This window comes from Capnocytophaga sputigena, assembly GCF_900446695.1.
GTDB classification, from domain to species: domain Bacteria; phylum Bacteroidota; class Bacteroidia; order Flavobacteriales; family Flavobacteriaceae; genus Capnocytophaga; species Capnocytophaga sputigena.
The window spans coordinates 380,133-398,764 of record NZ_UAVP01000003.1; the positions used below are offsets into that span (position 1 = coordinate 380,133).

24 protein-coding genes are annotated in these 18,632 nt (G+C 42.8%); 9 read left to right on the forward strand and 15 right to left on the reverse strand.

Annotated features, from left to right (window positions below; all coding sequences use genetic code 11):
• Position 1: 1 nt before the first annotated feature.
• From DR017_RS14235 to DR017_RS02060, 15 genes are all read right to left on the reverse strand, one after another.
• Positions 2-1,573, reverse strand: a complete 1,572-nt coding sequence (locus DR017_RS14235) for a hypothetical protein (protein WP_002681603.1) — start codon at positions 1,571-1,573, stop codon at positions 2-4.
• Positions 1,574-1,583: 10 nt separating this feature from the next.
• A complete protein-coding gene (locus DR017_RS01995) occupies positions 1,584-2,435 on the reverse strand; it encodes a hypothetical protein (protein WP_002681564.1) in 852 nt (283 codons plus the stop codon).
• A gap of 58 nt (positions 2,436-2,493) precedes the next feature.
• Positions 2,494-2,952, reverse strand: a complete 459-nt coding sequence (locus DR017_RS02000) for a hypothetical protein (protein ID WP_002681595.1) — start codon at positions 2,950-2,952, stop codon at positions 2,494-2,496.
• Positions 2,945-3,787: a hypothetical protein gene (locus DR017_RS02005; protein WP_002681577.1), complete on the reverse strand. Its 843-nt coding sequence runs from the start codon at positions 3,785-3,787 to the stop codon at positions 2,945-2,947. The genes DR017_RS02000 and DR017_RS02005 overlap by 8 nt, the downstream gene beginning before the upstream one ends.
• 2 nt (positions 3,788-3,789) lie before the next feature.
• The gene (locus DR017_RS02010) at positions 3,790-4,092 is read right to left on the reverse strand and encodes a hypothetical protein (RefSeq protein WP_002681566.1); all 303 of its coding nucleotides are present in this window, start codon (positions 4,090-4,092) and stop codon (positions 3,790-3,792) included.
• The gene (locus tag DR017_RS02015) at positions 4,073-4,618 is read right to left on the reverse strand and encodes a phage holin family protein (protein ID WP_002681632.1); all 546 of its coding nucleotides are present in this window, start codon (positions 4,616-4,618) and stop codon (positions 4,073-4,075) included. The genes DR017_RS02010 and DR017_RS02015 overlap by 20 nt, the downstream gene beginning before the upstream one ends.
• A gap of 15 nt (positions 4,619-4,633) precedes the next feature.
• On the reverse strand, positions 4,634-4,867 hold the full coding sequence (locus DR017_RS02020) for a hypothetical protein (RefSeq protein ID WP_002689411.1): 234 nt from the start codon (positions 4,865-4,867) through the stop codon (positions 4,634-4,636).
• A 3-nt stretch (positions 4,868-4,870) separates the two neighbouring features.
• Positions 4,871-5,158 (reverse strand): hypothetical protein, encoded by a 288-nt coding sequence (locus DR017_RS02025; protein ID WP_002681609.1) that lies wholly within the window; start codon positions 5,156-5,158, stop codon positions 4,871-4,873.
• Entirely contained in the window at positions 5,158-7,065 is a 1,908-nt protein-coding gene (locus DR017_RS02030; protein WP_232755724.1) for a tape measure protein, read from the reverse strand. Before DR017_RS02030 ends, DR017_RS02025 begins: the two co-directional genes overlap by 1 nt.
• Positions 7,066-7,232: 167 nt before the next feature.
• Positions 7,233-7,520 carry a hypothetical protein gene (locus tag DR017_RS02035; protein ID WP_002681608.1) on the reverse strand — a complete coding sequence of 96 codons (288 nt, stop codon included), beginning with the start codon at positions 7,518-7,520 and terminating at the stop codon, positions 7,233-7,235.
• Between the two features lie 66 nt (positions 7,521-7,586).
• Positions 7,587-8,003: a hypothetical protein gene (locus DR017_RS02040; RefSeq protein WP_002681607.1), complete on the reverse strand. Its 417-nt coding sequence runs from the start codon at positions 8,001-8,003 to the stop codon at positions 7,587-7,589.
• Between the two features lie 22 nt (positions 8,004-8,025).
• On the reverse strand, positions 8,026-9,189 hold the full coding sequence (locus tag DR017_RS02045) for a DUF2586 family protein (protein WP_002681637.1): 1,164 nt from the start codon (positions 9,187-9,189) through the stop codon (positions 8,026-8,028).
• On the reverse strand, positions 9,189-9,458 hold the full coding sequence (locus tag DR017_RS02050; RefSeq protein ID WP_002681560.1) for a hypothetical protein: 270 nt from the start codon (positions 9,456-9,458) through the stop codon (positions 9,189-9,191). Before DR017_RS02050 ends, DR017_RS02045 begins: the two co-directional genes overlap by 1 nt.
• Before the next feature lie 80 nt (positions 9,459-9,538).
• A complete protein-coding gene (locus tag DR017_RS02055) occupies positions 9,539-10,552 on the reverse strand; it encodes a hypothetical protein (RefSeq protein WP_002681593.1) in 1,014 nt (337 codons plus the stop codon).
• Between the two features lie 33 nt (positions 10,553-10,585).
• Positions 10,586-11,566 carry an HK97 family phage prohead protease gene (locus tag DR017_RS02060; RefSeq protein ID WP_002689406.1) on the reverse strand — a complete coding sequence of 327 codons (981 nt, stop codon included), beginning with the start codon at positions 11,564-11,566 and terminating at the stop codon, positions 10,586-10,588.
• Between the two features lie 195 nt (positions 11,567-11,761).
• On the opposite strand from DR017_RS02060, the gene DR017_RS02065 reads away from it, so the two are divergent.
• Genes DR017_RS02065 through DR017_RS02105 form a run of 9 tightly spaced genes read left to right on the forward strand, consistent with a single transcriptional unit; the run spans position 11,762 to position 18,562 of the window.
• On the forward strand, positions 11,762-12,358 hold the full coding sequence (locus DR017_RS02065) for a DUF6046 domain-containing protein (RefSeq protein ID WP_002681616.1): 597 nt from the start codon (positions 11,762-11,764) through the stop codon (positions 12,356-12,358).
• Positions 12,358-13,323 (forward strand): hypothetical protein, encoded by a 966-nt coding sequence (locus DR017_RS02070; protein WP_002689418.1) that lies wholly within the window; start codon positions 12,358-12,360, stop codon positions 13,321-13,323. Before DR017_RS02065 ends, DR017_RS02070 begins: the two co-directional genes overlap by 1 nt.
• Positions 13,320-13,811, forward strand: coding sequence for a hypothetical protein (locus tag DR017_RS02075; protein ID WP_002681589.1), 492 nt, complete (start codon positions 13,320-13,322; stop codon positions 13,809-13,811). Before DR017_RS02070 ends, DR017_RS02075 begins: the two co-directional genes overlap by 4 nt.
• A gap of 2 nt (positions 13,812-13,813) precedes the next feature.
• Entirely contained in the window at positions 13,814-14,287 is a 474-nt protein-coding gene (locus DR017_RS02080; RefSeq protein WP_002681635.1) for a terminase gpP N-terminus-related DNA-binding protein, read from the forward strand.
• A complete protein-coding gene (locus DR017_RS02085; protein WP_002681587.1) occupies positions 14,280-15,869 on the forward strand; it encodes a hypothetical protein in 1,590 nt (529 codons plus the stop codon). Before DR017_RS02080 ends, DR017_RS02085 begins: the two co-directional genes overlap by 8 nt.
• A complete protein-coding gene (locus tag DR017_RS02090; protein ID WP_002681590.1) occupies positions 15,866-16,351 on the forward strand; it encodes a hypothetical protein in 486 nt (161 codons plus the stop codon). Before DR017_RS02085 ends, DR017_RS02090 begins: the two co-directional genes overlap by 4 nt.
• 1 nt (position 16,352) lies before the next feature.
• A complete protein-coding gene (locus tag DR017_RS02095) occupies positions 16,353-16,784 on the forward strand; it encodes a phage protein Gp36 family protein (RefSeq protein WP_002681633.1) in 432 nt (143 codons plus the stop codon).
• A gap of 36 nt (positions 16,785-16,820) precedes the next feature.
• Positions 16,821-17,312, forward strand: a complete 492-nt coding sequence (locus tag DR017_RS02100) for a hypothetical protein (protein WP_002681623.1) — start codon at positions 16,821-16,823, stop codon at positions 17,310-17,312.
• The gene (locus DR017_RS02105; RefSeq protein WP_002681627.1) at positions 17,312-18,562 is read left to right on the forward strand and encodes a phage portal protein family protein; all 1,251 of its coding nucleotides are present in this window, start codon (positions 17,312-17,314) and stop codon (positions 18,560-18,562) included. The genes DR017_RS02100 and DR017_RS02105 overlap by 1 nt, the downstream gene beginning before the upstream one ends.
• Positions 18,563-18,632 lie beyond the last annotated feature (70 nt).

An 18,632-nucleotide genomic window follows, 5' to 3' on the forward strand; every position in this document is an offset into this window, starting at 1 on the left:
GCTAAATGTTTCTTATATCAATGTAACAATCATTACCATATCTTGATATTACAGCGGTAGAACCTTTCTTACCATTAAATTGATTATCAGTAGTATAAATAATATTTTTTCCATTACAAGAAAAAGAAACAACACCACTATCAAAAACTTTCCTAAATGATACACTACTTAAGTCATCAATTGTATTAAGTTCAATATTACAAGGTACTGTTACAAAAAGAGTTTGATTTTGATGTTCTTTTTGTAATGTCGTGTTTTGAGTGCACTCTACTCCTGCTCTTAAAATATCGTCATACCAAGCTAAATCTTCAGGTGCTGGTGACCAATCAGTTGCAATGTTTCCTTTTTCGAGTTTAACATTTCGTATCCAGAGTTTAGAGGTTACATCACCTGTATCACTCCCATTGTTATCAATACGTATAGAGCCTTTTGTACTTAAATTGGTGTCAGTAGTGAATGTAAGTGTCTCTCTTTTCCATTCTCCATTAGTATTTGGGATTTTCTTATTAGGTGCTTGAGAAAAGCCTTCATTTATAAAAAACATCTCAACACTTCTAATATTCTCACTTTTGTATTCCAAAGACAATGTATAAGTTGTATTCTTTTCCAATGTACCTCCTACTATACCATAATAGATATAATCTTCTACCGTACCTCTATACTCTTTATAACGCTCTTTCTTACTATCAGTGATTAGGTTACGTCCGCCAACTTTTATATTTTCATTTTTAAGTTCTGAAAGATTTGTAACTTCACCGCCAGCTAAAACAACTTTATCATTACCTTGCCCCCACAATTGTATACCCTTAAATTCACCTATAACTAAATCGTTGAAAGGTTTGTTTCCAAAAACAATATTTCCATTATCTCTAACGTGAATTTTTGTATTATCTTTAACTAACAAATCCCCATTTAAATTAATATCACCATTTACAGAACCACCGCTCAAAGGTAGATAATTCAATTCGGGTTTATCTGCAAGGTCATTATAGGAGATAGCATTCTCATCTATAACTTCACTGCCTGCCATTAGTTTGATCTTCCCATTCTGTACTACGATACCCGTAGGGATGTTACTGACAAAGTGGCTTACGGGGATACTGGTAAGGAGGTTATCACGTTTGTCTCTTAGTTCTAAGGTCTTGCCCGTTCTGTTGTACACCAACTTCGTCCCCTCGTCGTCCAAGAACATTAGGGATATACGCCTTACTACGTTGTTACCTTTCTTGAATTTGAGTTCCGTAGTACTCTCGTCCAATTCAATATCATAATCTTCGAGAGTATCAAGTTGTTGCTTGTAGGCGTTGGTAAAGTCATTAGACGAAAGTCCCTTTCCCTCTACTTTATCTACTTTCCCATCAAACAGCCCCTTATGAGCGTGGGTGTCGGAGAGGTGGTTTTGGAGTTGCTGAGCAGAAGCAGTACCTTCTATTATTCTATCTAAGCCGTCGATAGAGGACATAGGTATTTTCTCGCTTTTGTGCCAGAAACTGTCTATCCACGCCCAAAATTGCTCTTGGTTTGGCTTTTTGAAATTGGAAAACCATTTCTTTAATGTATTTATTGCTGTCATAATTACTTAATTAAAATCCAACATACTCAATGAATTGTACGACTCTATAAGGTGGCATATTGTTGTGATGCTGGTCTCCACCTGTACTTGTTGAAGTACGAGTGTCAATATCATCTATACTGAATTGTGAGTTATGCCCTATTCCTCTATCGGTGTCATTTATTTGTGTAGGAAGTCCTTCTATATTATGACTATGCGAAGGTATTTCGGCTATGGTGAGTTTGTGCGAACGTTCGCCGCCACTTTGGTTGAGTGCGTTGAGGCGATAGTCTTGTACATCGTCTTTTGTCTTAACATAATCAGGGTCAATACCTATTGGCATTCTACCTCGTAAGTTCACGTATTCTCTCCAGCCTGCGGGTATTTCTGATGCGGGTTTACCCCATAAAGCAATGAGCCCAATAGGCACAGCTTGTTTCTGCTTCTTGAGTTTTCCCACTTCGTCTTTTAACTCTTCAAGGGCTTTGTTTTCGGCTTTATTTTTGCCTAAATTTTGCAGGTTAGATACTCGTTGAAAGTCTTCCCAATTGTAAGTCTTTTCGGGGGTTGAGCGACCAAAAGCGGCTGTGCGAATGTTTTCTAAGGGACGGAGGAAGCCGTCGTCAAAGGTTACTTCGTTGGTTTCCTCTTTGATGATAACGGTATCTCCTTTCGCACCTCCTTCAAAGGGGAAAAGTTCTCCGTTGATAAAGATAGTACCAGGGGTGATGGTGTTGCCTATCTCCTCGCAACCTGAGATAATCGCCTTATTGCCTGCAAGGTGTCCAAAATGGTTAAATAGGTTGTAGGCGTTCTGCATAAAGGCGAGAATCCCAACATCAAAGGGATAGCCTGCGTTGTGTTCTGTATGTAACTTATTCATAATCCTCTCCCCGTTCCCCTCCCCGAAAGGGAGGGGCAATCCGCACGGGGTAACGGTTTTAGTTATGATTTATCTCCCATCGTTTGCCCGCGAGCTTGTAGAAGTTCACGAGGGCTTCAAGTTTATATTTGTCGTATGTTAAGTCCTTGGGAAGGACTACTATAAAATCTACGCCGCCGTCGATATAGTCGCCTCGTTGGTAGAGGAAGATTTTGCCTAAGTACAGGGGCTTATTTGCGCTACGGGGATAGATATACAACCTTTGTTTTTGCTTTCCGTCCTCGATACGGATACGCCGTTGTTCGTCGTCGAACTCATCATTGAGTGCCTTGCGCAGGTAGCATACTTGGCTGTTGTGAGCCAAGTTGTACAAGTCGGCTTGGCGTTCTCGATGAAAGTCGTACAGTAATTTGTGTAGGGGTGTTGCCAACATACGTAACCACGCTATGAGCTTCGGCTTGCGCAGGAAGGTAGGGGTAAGTAGCACGAGCAGTTTGTCGATTTTTAGGTTATACATTGCTAACGTAGGTTATATCGTTAAAGTTATCAATGGTAAAGTAGCCTGCGGTGGGTATCTTGCTAATTTCAATGGTTTCAAAAGCTCCGTAGTCTCCACCGCTGGTGATGTTTTTACTTTGTGCCAATACCAAATGCGGTATTTTCACTCCTTCGGCTTGTTGTAGCGCATCAATAAGGTGTGCTAATACGAGCTCACCATTGAATGGCAACCTTTTTAAGTAGCTTTTTATAGCCTCTTCTACTGGCTTGGTAGCGTGAATGATACTTTGTCCGTTACTATCAAGCAACAAAGGATCATATACTATCTTCATTTGCAAGTGCAGTATATCGGGTTGGTAGTTCACCACTGATAGGCGTACGCCCGCGTCTTTTATCTCTTGCAAGTAGGCTACAAATGATTGCTTTTGGGCATCGGTGATTGGTTGGAGTGTGTCGCCCTGTTCACCTGCTATTTTTACTATCAAACGCCCCTCGTTTTTGCTTTCAATCACTGCGGAGTACTTCACTATCTTACTTGCCTCTATCTGTTCCTCCGTGTGTCCTTGGTTGTTGAACTTATCGCTGTCGAGCAACAAATCAAAGCCGTATTGAAAGGCAAGAGCTTTGCTTCTATACCAACGTGCTGTGTGGGGTTTGAGTTCGGCAAGGCGTTTGTCAATATCCACCCTATGTAGGTCAAATAACTTTTCCAAACTCCATATTGCTACGGCTATTATATATACCCACAGTCGCCAAATCGCTACTTTGGAAGTGCTATTGAGGCTTTCCAATGCAGGCTCTTGTGCTTTGGCTTGCAGGATAAGGTTTTGTATCTCTTGAATGCTTCGTGCCATAGTTATTGTTGTGTTACTACAAAGTCTAAGTTAATCGCCCAAATACTAATACCCTCAAGGCGTTTAGCAACTTTCTCGTCTTCTTTAGAAAAGGCGGTTGCGGGCTGTAAGTTCTTTGCGGTGTAGTAGTTTAGTATATCTTTATTGCTAAATACCTCTGCAGGTAATACTAAGGTTTTGCCCGCTTGCACATCATCAGTGATGTTAATAGAGTTGGCTTCGGCAAACTCAAAGACGCTTTCTATCGTGCCCGTATGTTGCAGGGCAATGTCTAATAGACTTTGATTATGTAATACTGTTATCATCGTTGTCGTTGAGCTCAAAGGTTTTATAAAACTTCTTATTAATTATCTTGAGCAGTACTTTAGCAAAGCGAAAGCCTAAACAATCTAAGTTCTCCAAGAGACTCACCACGAGTTGCCATATAATCCCTATAAGTACTATCCAGTAAAGCCAATGGAAGGGGTCGAACTCAAAACCTCCAAGACTTGGAAACTCTACATTAGCCGAGAAGGTATGCAATATATAAATAGGTACAAGATAGGTGGCTATTTTCAGGAGCATACGCCCAAACTTGCGACTCTCGTGCTTCTCGCCCCTCTTTCGGGAGGCTTGTACCCCAGTGATCCACTCAAAGATAAGTAACACTACATAAGCGGTTAGGAATAAATGGTTGAAACCAAATAAGAAGTGCACGGTGGCAAATAGTAATGATAGTATAACGTCCATTTTGATAAATAGCATTGAAAAGGTGTGACCAAAGGATGAGCGTAAGAATTCGTGAGAGTCCCTAAAGCCAAAGCCTTGTAAGATGTAGTTGAGTTTTGTCATATTATTATTTTGTTTTTAACTTATTGTACCCGTTCCAGTACTGTTAGTAGCACCAGTTTGGGCGGTGGCTGTACCTACCGTGCTTACAGATATACCTGCGGCTACGGTTACTTCACCACTACGTACAAAGGCGTCAATAAGGGAAGCTAAACGTTCGGCGTACTCTTCTATACTGTCATTGGTTTTGGTAAGCATATCCTGATGAAGGTCAATAATGCCTTGTTTTAAGGCTTGTTTGTTTAGTGCCATAGTTTAATTATATTGTCCATCAATTAGTAATTTGCCATCCTCTTGTAGGGCTACATCGTTAATCTGCATACCGTCATACTCCAACTGTTTCTTTATTTCAATGAGGGTTTCAGTATAGAGGTCATCGGCGAGCATTTGGGCGATGCCTACCCCTACTTCGGGGTGTTCTTTCCATTCACCCTTCTCGGTAGTAAGGATAGCCTTTTGCTGTTGGTTATCGGAGTACCCCACCTCAAAATCACCTGCTAATAGGCGCAAATCGTTTTCCTCATCTATGAGTATATCTTTCATTAAGCTGTCTGCATTTGGTTTATACTGTTAATTGCTCTGAGGAGTTCCTCCTTGACCATCGCTCCAAAGTTCTCTACTCCTTCACGTACAGAGGAAACATATACCTTAGTATCAGTGCCTACATTGCCTATCTGTATATTGATATGCGTTTGTCGGGTGCCTCCTGATACAATATTGTCCTTGGTTTTAGTGCCTTCTCCCGTGGTGGCAGTAGTTTCTCCCGTAATAGGACTTATCCCTGGCGTAGGACTGCTTTCGGTTTTCATACCCAGCTTGCCCATTAGCCCGTCTTTTACCTCCTTAAAACTTTTAAACTCTAAAGAGTCCCCTATTTTACCAAAGGCTTCTTTAGCTTTAGCCCCTGCCTCGCCTGCCTTCTTATATCCTTCAGTTACCGATTTGGCACGCTCTTGCAAGTCGTTTTGTATCTTGGCAATCATCGCTTGGTTCTCGGAACTATCGCCTAAACCAACCGCTTCTTTGAATTTATACCAAGCGAGCTTACAGGCATCTATACCCGCCATAAAAGCATTAACAGCTGTATTCCAATGAGCTTTATAGGTGAGTATAAAGGCTTCCCATATATACTTCATACCTTGTACAGTGTTATCCCACGCTTTGCCCCAACCACTTACACCTACAATGCAATAAGCAATGATAGCAATAAGTGCTATAATACCCGCTATTATCCACGTAATAGGGTTGGCTAAAAAAGCAAGGTTTGTCTTAATCACTGCCCAGGTGAGCCTATTTTGCCAAGCGGTAGCAATAGCCGTATAGGTGTTGTGTAGTATCATAGCTGTTGCGTATACTCCTATAGCTCCTGCTACGAGAAGCACCACGGGGTTAGCCTCTTGAAACTTCTGAATGAGCCAGCCTATGCCTCCTCCTATACTTGAAAATATAACTGCCATAAGGTCTACCAAGGGACCAAGTATAGGGCTAATAACCTCATACACTTTTAGCGCAAGCTCGGCGATAGAGTCCATCATCTTGTTGAACTTACCGCTGAGGGTTTGTCCCGCCTTTTCGGCACCTTGGTAAAATAGCCCTTGTTTATCCGTCGCCCATTCAAAGGCTTGTGCCAACTCTTGCGCCGAAATACCTCCTTTACTCATTCGCTCTTTGAGCTGTGCCATACTCTCGCCAGTGCGTTCACTAATCACCTGTAAGGGGTTGAAGCCCGCGTTTATCATCTGCATTAAGTCCTGCCCTTGTAGCTTGCCAGCTGAAGTAGCCTGCGCAAAAGCAAGTGATAGGCTCTTCATCTTTTGAGCATCACCCATAGCAATATCGCCGATGTTCTTTAGCTTGCCAAAAGCAAACTCAGAGGAAAGCCCGAAGGACATCATCGTCTTTTGTGCTTCAATAAGTCCCGCCTTGTCGTAGGGTGTTTTTACCCCATAATCAGATAGCTGGGCATATAAGGCTTTGGCTTTTTCTACATCGCCACGAAGCAAAGTAGTAATATTAGCTTGTTGCAAGTCGGCTTCCATACCCTTTCGGATACTTCCCCCTATCACGGCTCCCGCCAATATAAGAGGGTTGGTAGCCAAACCAGGTAGCCCTGCCATTGCCTGAGAGAACCAAGAGCGCAGACGACCGCCCGTGTTGTTTTGCAAGTGGGTAACCTGCCTTTCTAAGCGGTTGATTTCCCTATTATAAGTGCGAATGGTTGTAAGCCCATTAGCAGGCAACAAATCACGCTCAGCACGCAATAGATTAATCCGACTTTGCAAGGTGCTCACCGAAGAGCCCATTTGGCTAAACTCTTGCGACACCTGCCTTTGTAGGCGTTCCAAAGAGCCAAAGCGGTCAAGCATCGCATCAGTAGTGATATTGATGCGTTGCAAGCGGTCGCTTACCATATCGCGTAAGGACAAGGTATATTGTAACAAGTCTGCCATTGGTGATTATTGTTCCTTTTCTTTTTGCCGAAGCCATTCTAATTCTTTTACTCGCATAGCCCACTGGGTATCGGTGAGGTCGTCGGGATTGGTAATTCGCATATAGTAACGCAAGGAAGCGTTAGTGATACGAAGCCAATCCCGCCCCTCGTCTATTTCCGCATCACTTAGAGCTTTTCCAAGGTCGCCTCTTTAATCTGTATAAGGTCGGGTAGCTTGCTACTGGCGGCGAGGAACAGCGCATCGTCTGTTTTAATCTCCTCATCACCACCCAACCAACAGTTGTTGAGTACTACCTCATTAAACTTTAGCGGATCTTTAGTTGCCAAAGTAGAGGCACAACTAAGGGTTTGTCGGTCGGGCGTACGCAAATACGCCTTTTTGTCTTCAATATTCAGTACATAAATATCGTTGTACTGCTTTTTCCATTCTTCTATTTGTTCTTTAGTTATCATTTTAAACTGCTTTTAAAAGGTTTTTAAAGTGCAAGCCACACAAGCATTTTGTTATTGTTTAATTTGTTAGGCTTGGCGTATTACATCTGTAAATATAATGGGAAGCTCCATAATCATATTCTTATCGCCTTGCTTCATTCCTTTTTTCACTTCGGTAAATTCAACGTGCTTGAGAATATCAGTAACTATCTGTCCGCCGTCCAAAGGCACGTAGGAAGCCACAAGGTCAAAACTAAGGCTAAGTATATCGTTGTTTGGGGCATCGCGGGTCATTGCTTCTGCCTCGCTCTGCCAAAGGCTTATTTTACCCTCATAACTACGGTTGCCCGCCACCACTCCGTGAGGTTTGCACCCGCGCCCATAAAGAAAGTCTTTCTCTTGTTTCTCGGTGTACTCCAACTCTGTAACTCCTATGATAATGCGCCCGCCAAAGACGATAGAGAGGTTACACCACGCATATTGTTTGCTGTCGAATGTTGCCATAATTTGCTAATTTTCTAATCTACTAATTGACTGTTGTAGTAAAACCGATGTTTACCTCTATAAAGTCGGCATAACCTACGGGTAACAGTTTGATACCTATCACCACTTTACCTGTTTGTAGTACACGTTGTTTTGGATCTATATCAATCTTTACAGCTGAAAGCTCGCCCTGCGATACCATTTGGCTTTGCAAGGTACTCTCAAGTTTGGTTTGCCAACCTTTGATAATAGCGGGGTGAATACTGCCATCTTCGGATAGTAACACCTCGTCGCTGAGTTCCTCAACCAATACCCCATAACTTAGGAGCATTGCCTTGTCCATTACTAAGCCGTTACTAAGGCTTTTAAAGTCGTCGGTGGGCTTGGTAAGGGTATTATCGCCCGAAAAGTAGTATCCCGAACGCCCTACAAAGGTGCGAAAGAAGATATACCCTTTGTCGTCAAGCGCGTCCCATTGGTCGGCTTTGCTGTCGATAGTCGTGCCGTCAGTAAAGTATGCTACCAAGGGTAATACGCTGCCGTCCTTCACGCGGTGAATTTTGCGCTGTACGGGTATTTTGGTTATTTTACCTAAAAATAAACCAACTGATGCTTCTTTCTCCTTATCATCATTTCCAATAAAACAAGCCACTTTGTTGAGTTCGTTTTCGGAGAAATTAGTAAGGTCGGCTACTTTGCCGTTCCAACTGTTGCCCGATACAACTATCCTAAAAGGCATATACTTCTTTTCAAAGTGCTGGGCAAGGGCTTGTCCTTTCACTACGGCTGTCTGCACATCGGCGTCTAAGCCTGCGGTGATGGTCTCACTGCCAGTTGCTTTTTTTACTACCCCAAGCACGCGGATAGCCCCTTTGGCATCAGCTATGAGAGTTGGGGCAAAAGCACCGTCTTTGTCGAGCATTGCCGTCATAGTAGTGGCATCTGATACGAGCATTACCCATAGAGGGGTACCCGTAGGGGCTTGGTCATAAAACGCTTTGATATGCTTGTAGGCAAAGGCGTTTTCAGTTTCTGAAATTCCCAAAGCTACAGCTTCTTTAAGCGAGAAGATTTGGTACGACTTGCCCAATTCTACTTTATTGCTCACCGTAACTCCCGTTGTGATAAGCCCAGTAGTTTTTTGTATAGCCGTAGTTCTGCCTAAGCCGTCTTTGGCAATATTGAATAATACTTTAGGTAATGGCATTATTTTTTAGGTTTAAAAAAGTTGAATTTTGAAGTATCTGTTACAGTCTCACCTTCAGAGTCTGATTGTTCAGTTTTGTCTGGTGTTTCTGTTACTACTTTATCTTCTACCTCATTAGTATAGCTATCTACAGTGCTATCCTCTAAGGTTTGTGCGTGGTTTTGCGCATCTTTCTTTAGTAAAAAGAGGAAGCCATCGGAGGTAGCAAAGAGTTCTTCTGTCGCTTTGTTTTCCTCAAAATATTGTTTTGCTTTTTCTGCTGTTGTCATTGTATTCTGTTTTAAAGTTAATATAGGAGTAGGGTGAGGTATGGATACCATTGAACTCGTCCGCTCACCCTACTATATTCCTATAAGATAGCTCCTAAGAATTTAGGTGTTTTAGCGCGGATAACTCCTACTAAGGCACGTTGTGCAAAGGAAATAGCATCGGCTTGTAGACCCGCATCACGTAGAGTGGCATACATCTTTACATCGCCGAAGCAACGGAACACTTCACTTGTTACCCACATAAATGAAGCGCGTTTGTCGCTACTTGCCTTGACAGCTCCAAAGGGTTTTTTCTCCTTAGTAGTACCGTCATAGAGTGGGTTTTGACTGTATTGGAATACGTTTATTCCATACATTTGTTTTTCGTTCATAATATCCTTGTACAAACGCTTGTCCTCCTTACGAATACGGGCAAAGTGCTCAGGAGTGAAGCAGATGTTCACGCCCTCAACGATGTCTTTTTCCTCCATAAACTGCTTAAGGTCAATAATGGCGTCTATTATTGAGTCGCTACTGGTAAGGGCAAGTACCTTATTCCATTCGTTGTCCTTTTGTGGTGCCCACGCCCAGGCGGCACGCTTGCCTAAATTCTTAGCAAGAGAAGCGCGGTGGCGTTGTATCACACTGGAGCGTTTGTCATAAGAAAGCTCAATTTCCTGCAATTCACGGTGTAGGGTTTGTTCAGTAGAATAGGTTTTAAGTACCACTTCGTTAGCTATATCGTCAATAGTAGCTACTGGCAAAGCTGAACTGGAAGAGGCAAAATAGTCTTCGTGGACTTGTGGCTCTACGCCTGCTTCGGCAAGGTGTAATTTGTTGTTTTCTACGTACTGTGATAAGTCGACACTTTTATATAAAAATGAGTCGTTAGGGATAGGGTTTTCTTTAATGCCTGCTATCCATACTTCGGTTTGAAGCCCCTCCATTGCAATACCCTTAAAGAGTTCTGGGGCTATGTACTGGGCTACGGTGGAAGTTGCCACGATAGTTGTAGCCACCAAGGGTACTGAGGCACCCAAAGCTGGGGCGATAAAAAGGGAGGCAAGGAATGCCAAAACCACATTAATACATAATGCTTTTAGTGATAATTTCATACTGTTTTAAATTGTTTTTAAAGGGTTATTAAATTACTTTTCGTCGTAGCGTACCCCATCGGCGTACTCTTTAGCTAAGCGGGCATACTCTTCGGGTTCCTTGTCTCGGATAGCTCGGAGCCTTTCGGGGTTTTTCTTTTGCAAGTAGTCAAAGCTTTCATTGGCTGTACCTGTTGGTTTTGCACCTGCCCCTAACACTACCTCACGCACTGTGTTAGCCTTTCCTTGCTGTGTATTCTCAGCTTCTTTGTCGGCTACAAGTTTAGAGATTAAGGCTTTTTGCCCGTCAAAATCTGCTTCAAACTGTTTTAGCTGACTTTCTTTGAGGGCTTGTGGGATAAGCCCTAATTGTACGGCTTTATCTACCAAGGTTGTAGCTTCGGCAGTGCGAGTTTCGCTAATTGTTTTTTTCAGAGCCACTACTTCGGTTTCTGCTTTTTCTTTGTCTGTTTTGAGGTTATGTAGAGCACTAAGTACTGCTTCCTCTTTTGAGTTTTCGCCCATACCAAGGGCAAGGGCTATCACTTTAATGTCCATATTGTTTGATGTATTAGTTACTATTTTTTTGAGTTGAAAGGGCTTGCCGTCTTTGGATAGCTTGAGGGCATTGTCGTTGCCTCCTATATCAACAATGGAGATTTCCACGAGCTTACAAGCGGTTACGGTTTCATATACTTGTCCTTCTAAAAGATGATGCGGATCAGCAGATACTTCTTTGATTTCGGCAAACATTGAAGCCATACGTATATAGCCACGTTCTACTTTGCCAGCTATCTTCTTAGCAAACTCGTCTTGCTCGTCAAACTCTACTTCAGCTATAAGGGTAGTCCCCTCTTTGTAGAGCCTTGTACAACGCCCTATGACTTCACTACCCTTATAAGCATTAACACCTCTTTCGTGCATAAAGAGTACGACAGGGTTGCGCATATATTGTTTGTAGTCAATACCGTCAGTAAGGATACGGTAGCCATAACTATTTACATTTTCGGTATTGATGATAAATTGGTGTTTCATTATTAGCAAATTGGTGTTAGTTCATCACTTAATTCTGGTGCAAAATTCAGTAGGTTTTAGCAGGTATAAAAATCGGCAAACAAACCTTGTACTGAATTTGCCCAAACCTTGTACTGAATTTGCCCAAGCGTTGGGAGCTAATTTCGCTACCTACTTTATATATATGACCTTTGCACTGATAAAACAAAGTATATAATGGAATTTGATTTGAAAGAACTCACAGCGCGGGCTTTTTTGGACTATGTAGGTCCAGCATTTCCCTCGTGGTGGGCTAATAACAAAAAGAAATATGTACTACCGAGTCTCTCCAATATTAGTGAAGCACGTAGCAATGGTAGCCAATACTTTATGACCTTTAAGGTTGCCGACAAAGCAGGCGTGCAAACGCTTTTTCCAAACGAACCTTTGGTGAGCTTTTCACTCACTAAAACCATTGTAGAGACAGCAACGGTAGGCAAACACCGCAGAGGTAAAGTAAAAGAGTATATCGCTACTGAAGACTGGCAAATTACCATTAAGGGGCTTTGTATAGACACCAACAACCCCGACTTGTACCCTACTGCACAAGTACAAAGCATTAACCGCTTGTTTGAAAAGAACGAAAGTCTGGAGGTTATAGGCAATAAACTCTTTACCCTTTTTGATATTCGTAACATTGTTTTAAAAGATATTAGTTTCGAGGCTATGGAGGGCAAGGAGGGCATACAGAAGTACACCATCAAAGCCGTGTCAGATATGGACTTCTATGCCGAGTTAGACGAAAAGAGAACACAACTTAACAACTTATACTAATGTTTGTATTACAAGCAATTATCAAAATAGGGGATTACACCTTCAAAGCTGTACATAGTGTGAAAATCACCAAATCGGTAGACGAGTTAGCCGACACCTGTACGATTGAACTTCCTACCCATTTTAAAGTAGCTAATGGAGGTGATAGCCTCTATACAGAAAAGGCTATCAAAGCAGGTGATAAGGTGAGCGTTACCCTTGCTTATGAGGGGGTATATAGCGGGGTGGAGTTTGAGGGCTATGTAAAAAAGGTCAAGCCAAGCATTCCCGTGAGCATAGAATGCGAGGACGCTATGTACTTATTGAGGCGCAAGAACATCAATAAGTCGTGGCAAAATACAACTCTTAAAGAAGTATTGCAGGAGGTAGTGAAAGACACTCCTATTACTTTGGCTGATAATATCCCACAAATGCAGTTAGACCAATGGCTCATTCGCAATGCCAATGGTACGCAGGTATTGGATAAACTCAAAGAGGAATTTAGGCTAAGTATCTTTATTAACGATGAGGGCAAGCTATATGCAGGGCTTTCGGAGCTTACTAATATAGGGCAAACAGCACGCTATGACCTCAATTACAACATTGTGGCGAACGACTTGGAATATCGTACCAAAGACGAACGTAAGCTAAAAATACGATATACCTACATAGATAAGAACAACAAAAAGAAAACTGTAGAGGAGGGTGATCCCGATGGTGAGCTAAGAACCTTTCACACCTCTGTGGTGAGCGATGAGGCTAAGCTACGAGATATGGCAAGAGCGGAAATGGAAAAGCTAAAGTATGACGGCTTTGACGGCTCTATAACGAGTTTCTTAGTACCCTACGCCACGCGAGGTATGCAGGCGCAACTCATAGACAAAGAACTGAAAGATATAGACGAGCGGTACTTCATTAAGAAGGTAGAAACTACCTTTGGGCGCAATGGAGCACGCCGACAAGTAACCATAGGAGCAAGATTATGAGTATAGATAGAGAATTAGCTGAGGGGCTTCGTAAGTTAGGCAAACGCAAAACCCCTACTATAGCTGTAGAAGTGGTATCAGTAGACAAAACGCAAGGTACGTGCGTGGTGAAAGACGATGAGCTACAATATACCGTGCGCTTGGCTTCTGTAATTAACGATAATGCCGAGCGGTTTTACCTCTTTCCAAAGGTAGGAAGTAGCGTGCTGATTGCTTCGATTGGGGAGGACGAAAACCGATACTATGTAGTGGCTTATAGCGAGATTGAGAGCGTGAGCCTACAGATAGAAGATACTCAGCTTACCATAGACAAAGCGGGGATACACCTGCAACGGGGTGAAGTAGATTTTAAAAGCCTTTTAAACGAGCTTTTAAACGAACTTAAAACAGCTATCATACAAACCCCTGCTGGAGTTGGCAACTTTGCTCCTAACAATGTGACAAAGTTTGACGAGATTAATAACAAAATAAATGAATTACTACAATAGATATGGCACGACTAACCGCCGTTGAGGCAGATTACAAAAAATCACAAGCTAAGGAGCTTTTTGCCAAAGGCTTTAGCATTGCCAATATATCGGAAATGATAGGCATTGGTATTAAAACGCTTGGCAAATGGCGAGAGGAGGGCAAATGGGATGATGAGAAAGAATTGCAAACGCTCAAGCCCTCAAATATTCGCAAACTCACGCTTAAGTGTGCGCAGGCTATTGAGCGAGGTGAACCCTTGCCCTATAAGGCGGATGATATTACTAAGATTGTTGCCGCCTTTGACCGCATTACCGACTATAACAAGATAGCAGTATACACTATGGAGAGCCTTGACGGCTTCTCTAACTTTATCTTAGAGAAAGCAGGGCAAAGTAGCGGTAAAAAGCGTGAAACCTATATGAATACCATTAAAGAGATACGCCCTTACTTTGATATGTATATAACCGAATTATTACAAAAAGGAGATGACTAAAACAGAACTCAAAGAAGCCAAAGAACGCTATTTTGCCAAATCAAAAATGATTAGGGAACTTACCTACGAGGCTATACAGAAGGAAACAGCCGACGAGCAGGAAGCACGTATCAAGCGACTTTTAAAGCCAGAAAACTATGGTGAGTTTTTTGACTACTATTTTGGCTTAGATAGTGGTTTGCCTTTGGGCGATGCTAAAACACCTAAGTTTCATATTGACGATTATATAAGGCTATACAAAGACCCTTATATCCGTCAGTTTAGAAAGAAGTTTAGGGGTGCAGGTAAGTCTATACAGTCGAATGTGGGCAATATATGCCACCTCAAGCAGAATAACCTTACTTTCTTTCCTATCCTCATAGGGGCTAACGAGGGGCTTGCTAAAATACTACTATCCGACTTACAAGCACACCTTGAAAACAATCAGAAGTTTATCAAGGACTTTGGGTTGCAACTCTCTTATGGGGATTGGTCGGATGGTGATTTCCAAACAACAGATGGCAAGCACTTCAAAGCCTTGGGACTTAACCAACCTTTCAGAGGGTTGCGTTTTGGTATGTATCGTCCTGACTTGGCTATTTTGGATGATATAGAGGACTTAGACCGTGCCAAACGCCCCGATATGATAGAGAAGTACGGCAAAAAAATAACGGGCGACTTGGTGAAAGCCTTTCACCGCAAACGGGGTAGGCTCATCATCAATAACAACTATATTGTCAAAGATGGCATATTAGACTATCTATACGACAAGTGGAAAGATAGCCCGCACCTGCACGACTCGGTTACGAACCTTGCCACGGTGAATATCACCCGAGAGAACTATATGGATGTAGAGTGGGAACCCTCGTGGAAAGAACGAGATACTAAGGAGGATATTATCCGCATTCTGCTCAACGATGACTACTATACCTCTCAGCGGGAGGATTTCAACAACCCTATTGAGGAGGGCAAGCTCTTTAAGGCGAAAGATATTGCCTTGGTACGCATAGCCGACAATGAGGCGTGGGACGGCTTGCTTGACCATTGGGACTTATCCTACACCGCTACGGGCGACTATAAAGCGGGGGTACTCATTGGCATCAAAGGTATTAAGCTGTACGTGTTGGAGGTATTTTGCCAAAGGTGTGAACTTAATGCAGCTATGGAAGTGCGTGCCCAATGGGTGAAAAAGTACCTTAAAAAAGGCTTTAATACTATGGGCTTCTTTGATGCTACTATGGCACAGAAAGCCGTCTATACACCTATTATTATGCAGAGTGCAGAGGACAACGCTTGCCCTAATATCCCTATTGGTCTGCACCAAGAGGGCGACAAGCACAATCGCATTTCGGCGGGTATTACCAATGCTCTTTTCCGTAAGATATTGTACTGGGACGAGACTTTGCCCAAGCGTTCAGAGAAAGACTACAACGCTTTTATTAAGCAGGTGCTTTCCTTTGAAAAAGGAACGGCTTCAAACGATGACGCCCCTGATACCTTAGAGCGTGCCATTACCCTTGCCCAACAGTATTTTGGCTATTCGGAAAACCCTTTACAAAGCGGGCGACCTTTTATTGCTAAACACAAACGTAGAACTATATGAGTACTCCGAGAAAAGAACTATTTGTAAAAGTAAAACAAGCCCTTGCTACTATTGAAGGCATTGAGCTCATCGACCTGCAACGCGGTCAGTTTGACAACCCCGAAAATGGCTATCCCGAAATATGGACGGCTGCACTCATTCAGGTAATGCCTATTGCCTACGAGACAATGACCCAACACGTACAAGAGGGCGAGTGTGAGTTTCATATCGACTTCTATTGTAAAGATGGCTGGACAGACCAACACTTAGGAACTGCTGATGGTGAAGAGGGGCTTATGGAACTGGATATATTGGACAAAATCACCGATACCATACAATTCCTACAAGGCGAACAATTCAAACCCGTACAGCAGGTGCGTGAGGAGGAACTCCGCCTAAGTGATGACGGCATTATGAGCTATCGCATTACTTTCTCCACCCGCATTTATAGGCAAACACCCTACCCCTACAAGCCTAAGAAACTCAAATTAAATATGATTTAAAATGTATTTAACAAAAGACGAACTCAAAACCGTAGCCACTAAGGAGGTAATAGATCTTATCACCCAAGGCGATGAGCAAATAGTAACCCAAATCATTGCCGAAAGTATAGACCTAATGGCTTCTTACCTCTATAAGTATTACGATACAGAGGCTATTTTTGCCAAAGAGGGTGACGAGCGTAGCAAAATACTACTGAAGTACCTCAAAGATATTGTTATCCACGAAATCTATATAAGGCGAAGTAAAACCCTCAACCAAGTGGCAAAGCTCCGCTATGATGAGGCGATGCTATGGCTTGAGAAAATAGCCAAAGGCGAAATAGAAGTCGCCCTACCCAAGCGCCTAAAAGACACCGATGGCGACGGCACCCCCGATACACCCACCCCTTTTATGAAGCTTGGAGGGCGAAAAACCTATAAAAACCACTGGTAGCGGTGAGCCACCGCAGGCAGTTAAAACAAACAGACTATGCCTAACAACAACTTTACAGAACTCCGCCGAAAGCTCGAAGCCCTCGCACGCTTGGTAGCTAATGATGTCCCCATTGTTCTTAAAACAGAAGGACTCAAGTTTATTCAAAAGAACTTCCAAGATGAGGGGTTTAATGATGAGGGCTTACAGAAGTGGCAACCTCGCAAAACTACCGATACACGAGGGCGAGACCTTACTCGTTACCGCTCGGATAGGGTAGGCAAAAAGGGCACCCTTACCCCCTTTGGCAAGCGTAACCAGGGACGTGCTATCCTTACAGGATACAACTCAGGAGGCAACAAGCTGCGCAATTCATTTAGGGCGCGTGTAGAGAAAATGAAGGTTACCTTCTACACCCATAAGGAGTACGCCCGTAGACATAATGAGGGATTAGAGGGTATGCCTAAGCGACAATTTATAGGCGACTCTAAAACCTTATTCAACAATATCAAAAAGGAAATAGACCGTTTATTCAATCAACTACAATAATGGCAAAGCAACCCCATAAACAACGTATAGAAAAGAGTGTTACCCTTAGTGGTAATGCCCTTAATAAAAAGGTACATTTGGGCAAAAATACGGCTCAAAACATTCAGCAGGTAACCAATTTAATGGTGGACATCATCAAAAGACAACGCAGGCTATGGCGTACCGAACTCAACCATTGGCACTCGGCACGTTATGCCCGCTATAGTGTGGACTACCCTCGTACTTACCCATTGGAGGAGGTATACCAAGATGTACTCCTCGACGGACACCTAACAGGGATCACCGAAAACCGTACTTTGCGAACTACCAATAAGGACTACGTTATCGCTATCGATGATATTAAGGACGACACTCTAACCGAGTATATCAAGGACAAACAATGGTTTGAGGACGTGATCGAGTTTGCTCACCAAAGCATCTATCACGGGCATTCTCCTATATGGCTCAAAGAGGTAACAAAAGGCGAAATCAAAGCCGTAGAACTTATTGATAGGGGCTTGGTAATCCCCGAAAAGCACGTACTTTTAAAAGACTACGATGCTACCACTGGCATAGACCTACGAGATGTGGAAGAGGTAGTTTTAGTAGCACGATTCTACAAGCATTCGGGCTTGCTCGAAAAGGCTACTCCTTATGCAATCCTAAAGCGCCATTCGTGGGGTTCGTGGGACGAGTTCGAGGAGCTTTTTGGTATTCCTATACGTATAGCTAAAATTGCTTCGCAGAGTGATAGTGTGAAAGAGGAAGTTGCCCAGTGGTTAGAGGAAATGGGTTCAGCTTCGTATGGTGTTTTTCCTATTGGTACAGAAGTAGATATCAAAGAGAATAGCAAAGCCGATGCTTTCCAAGTGTTTTACCGCAAAATTGAAGCCTTAGACAAAGAGCTCTCCAAGCTCGTACTTCACCAAACAATGACTACCGAAAACGGCAGTAGCAAAGCACAAGGCACAGTACACGAGAACACACTGGAAGAGGTTGTCTATGCCGACGAAAAGAAGATGTTAGCTTTCCTCAATAACCAACTTTTGCCCGCTATGCGTGCCATTGGTTATCCTATACCCGACAATGCCAAAATAGCAGTAGAGAAAACTACAGACCCTAACAAGCAAATCAGTATAGATGGCGTACTCTTAGGGCGTGGCTATGTCCTTACCCAAGACTATATAGAGCGCACCTATGGAGTGGAAATAGAAAGTATGCCTACCTCTACCTTTGGAGGAAGTAGTGAGGGCGAGTTAAAAAAAGCCTAAGCCTACTCAAGTTACACTATCACACCCATTGTTGCCCCAAGCACGAGCCTATAAAGCTCAGCAAGGAAGA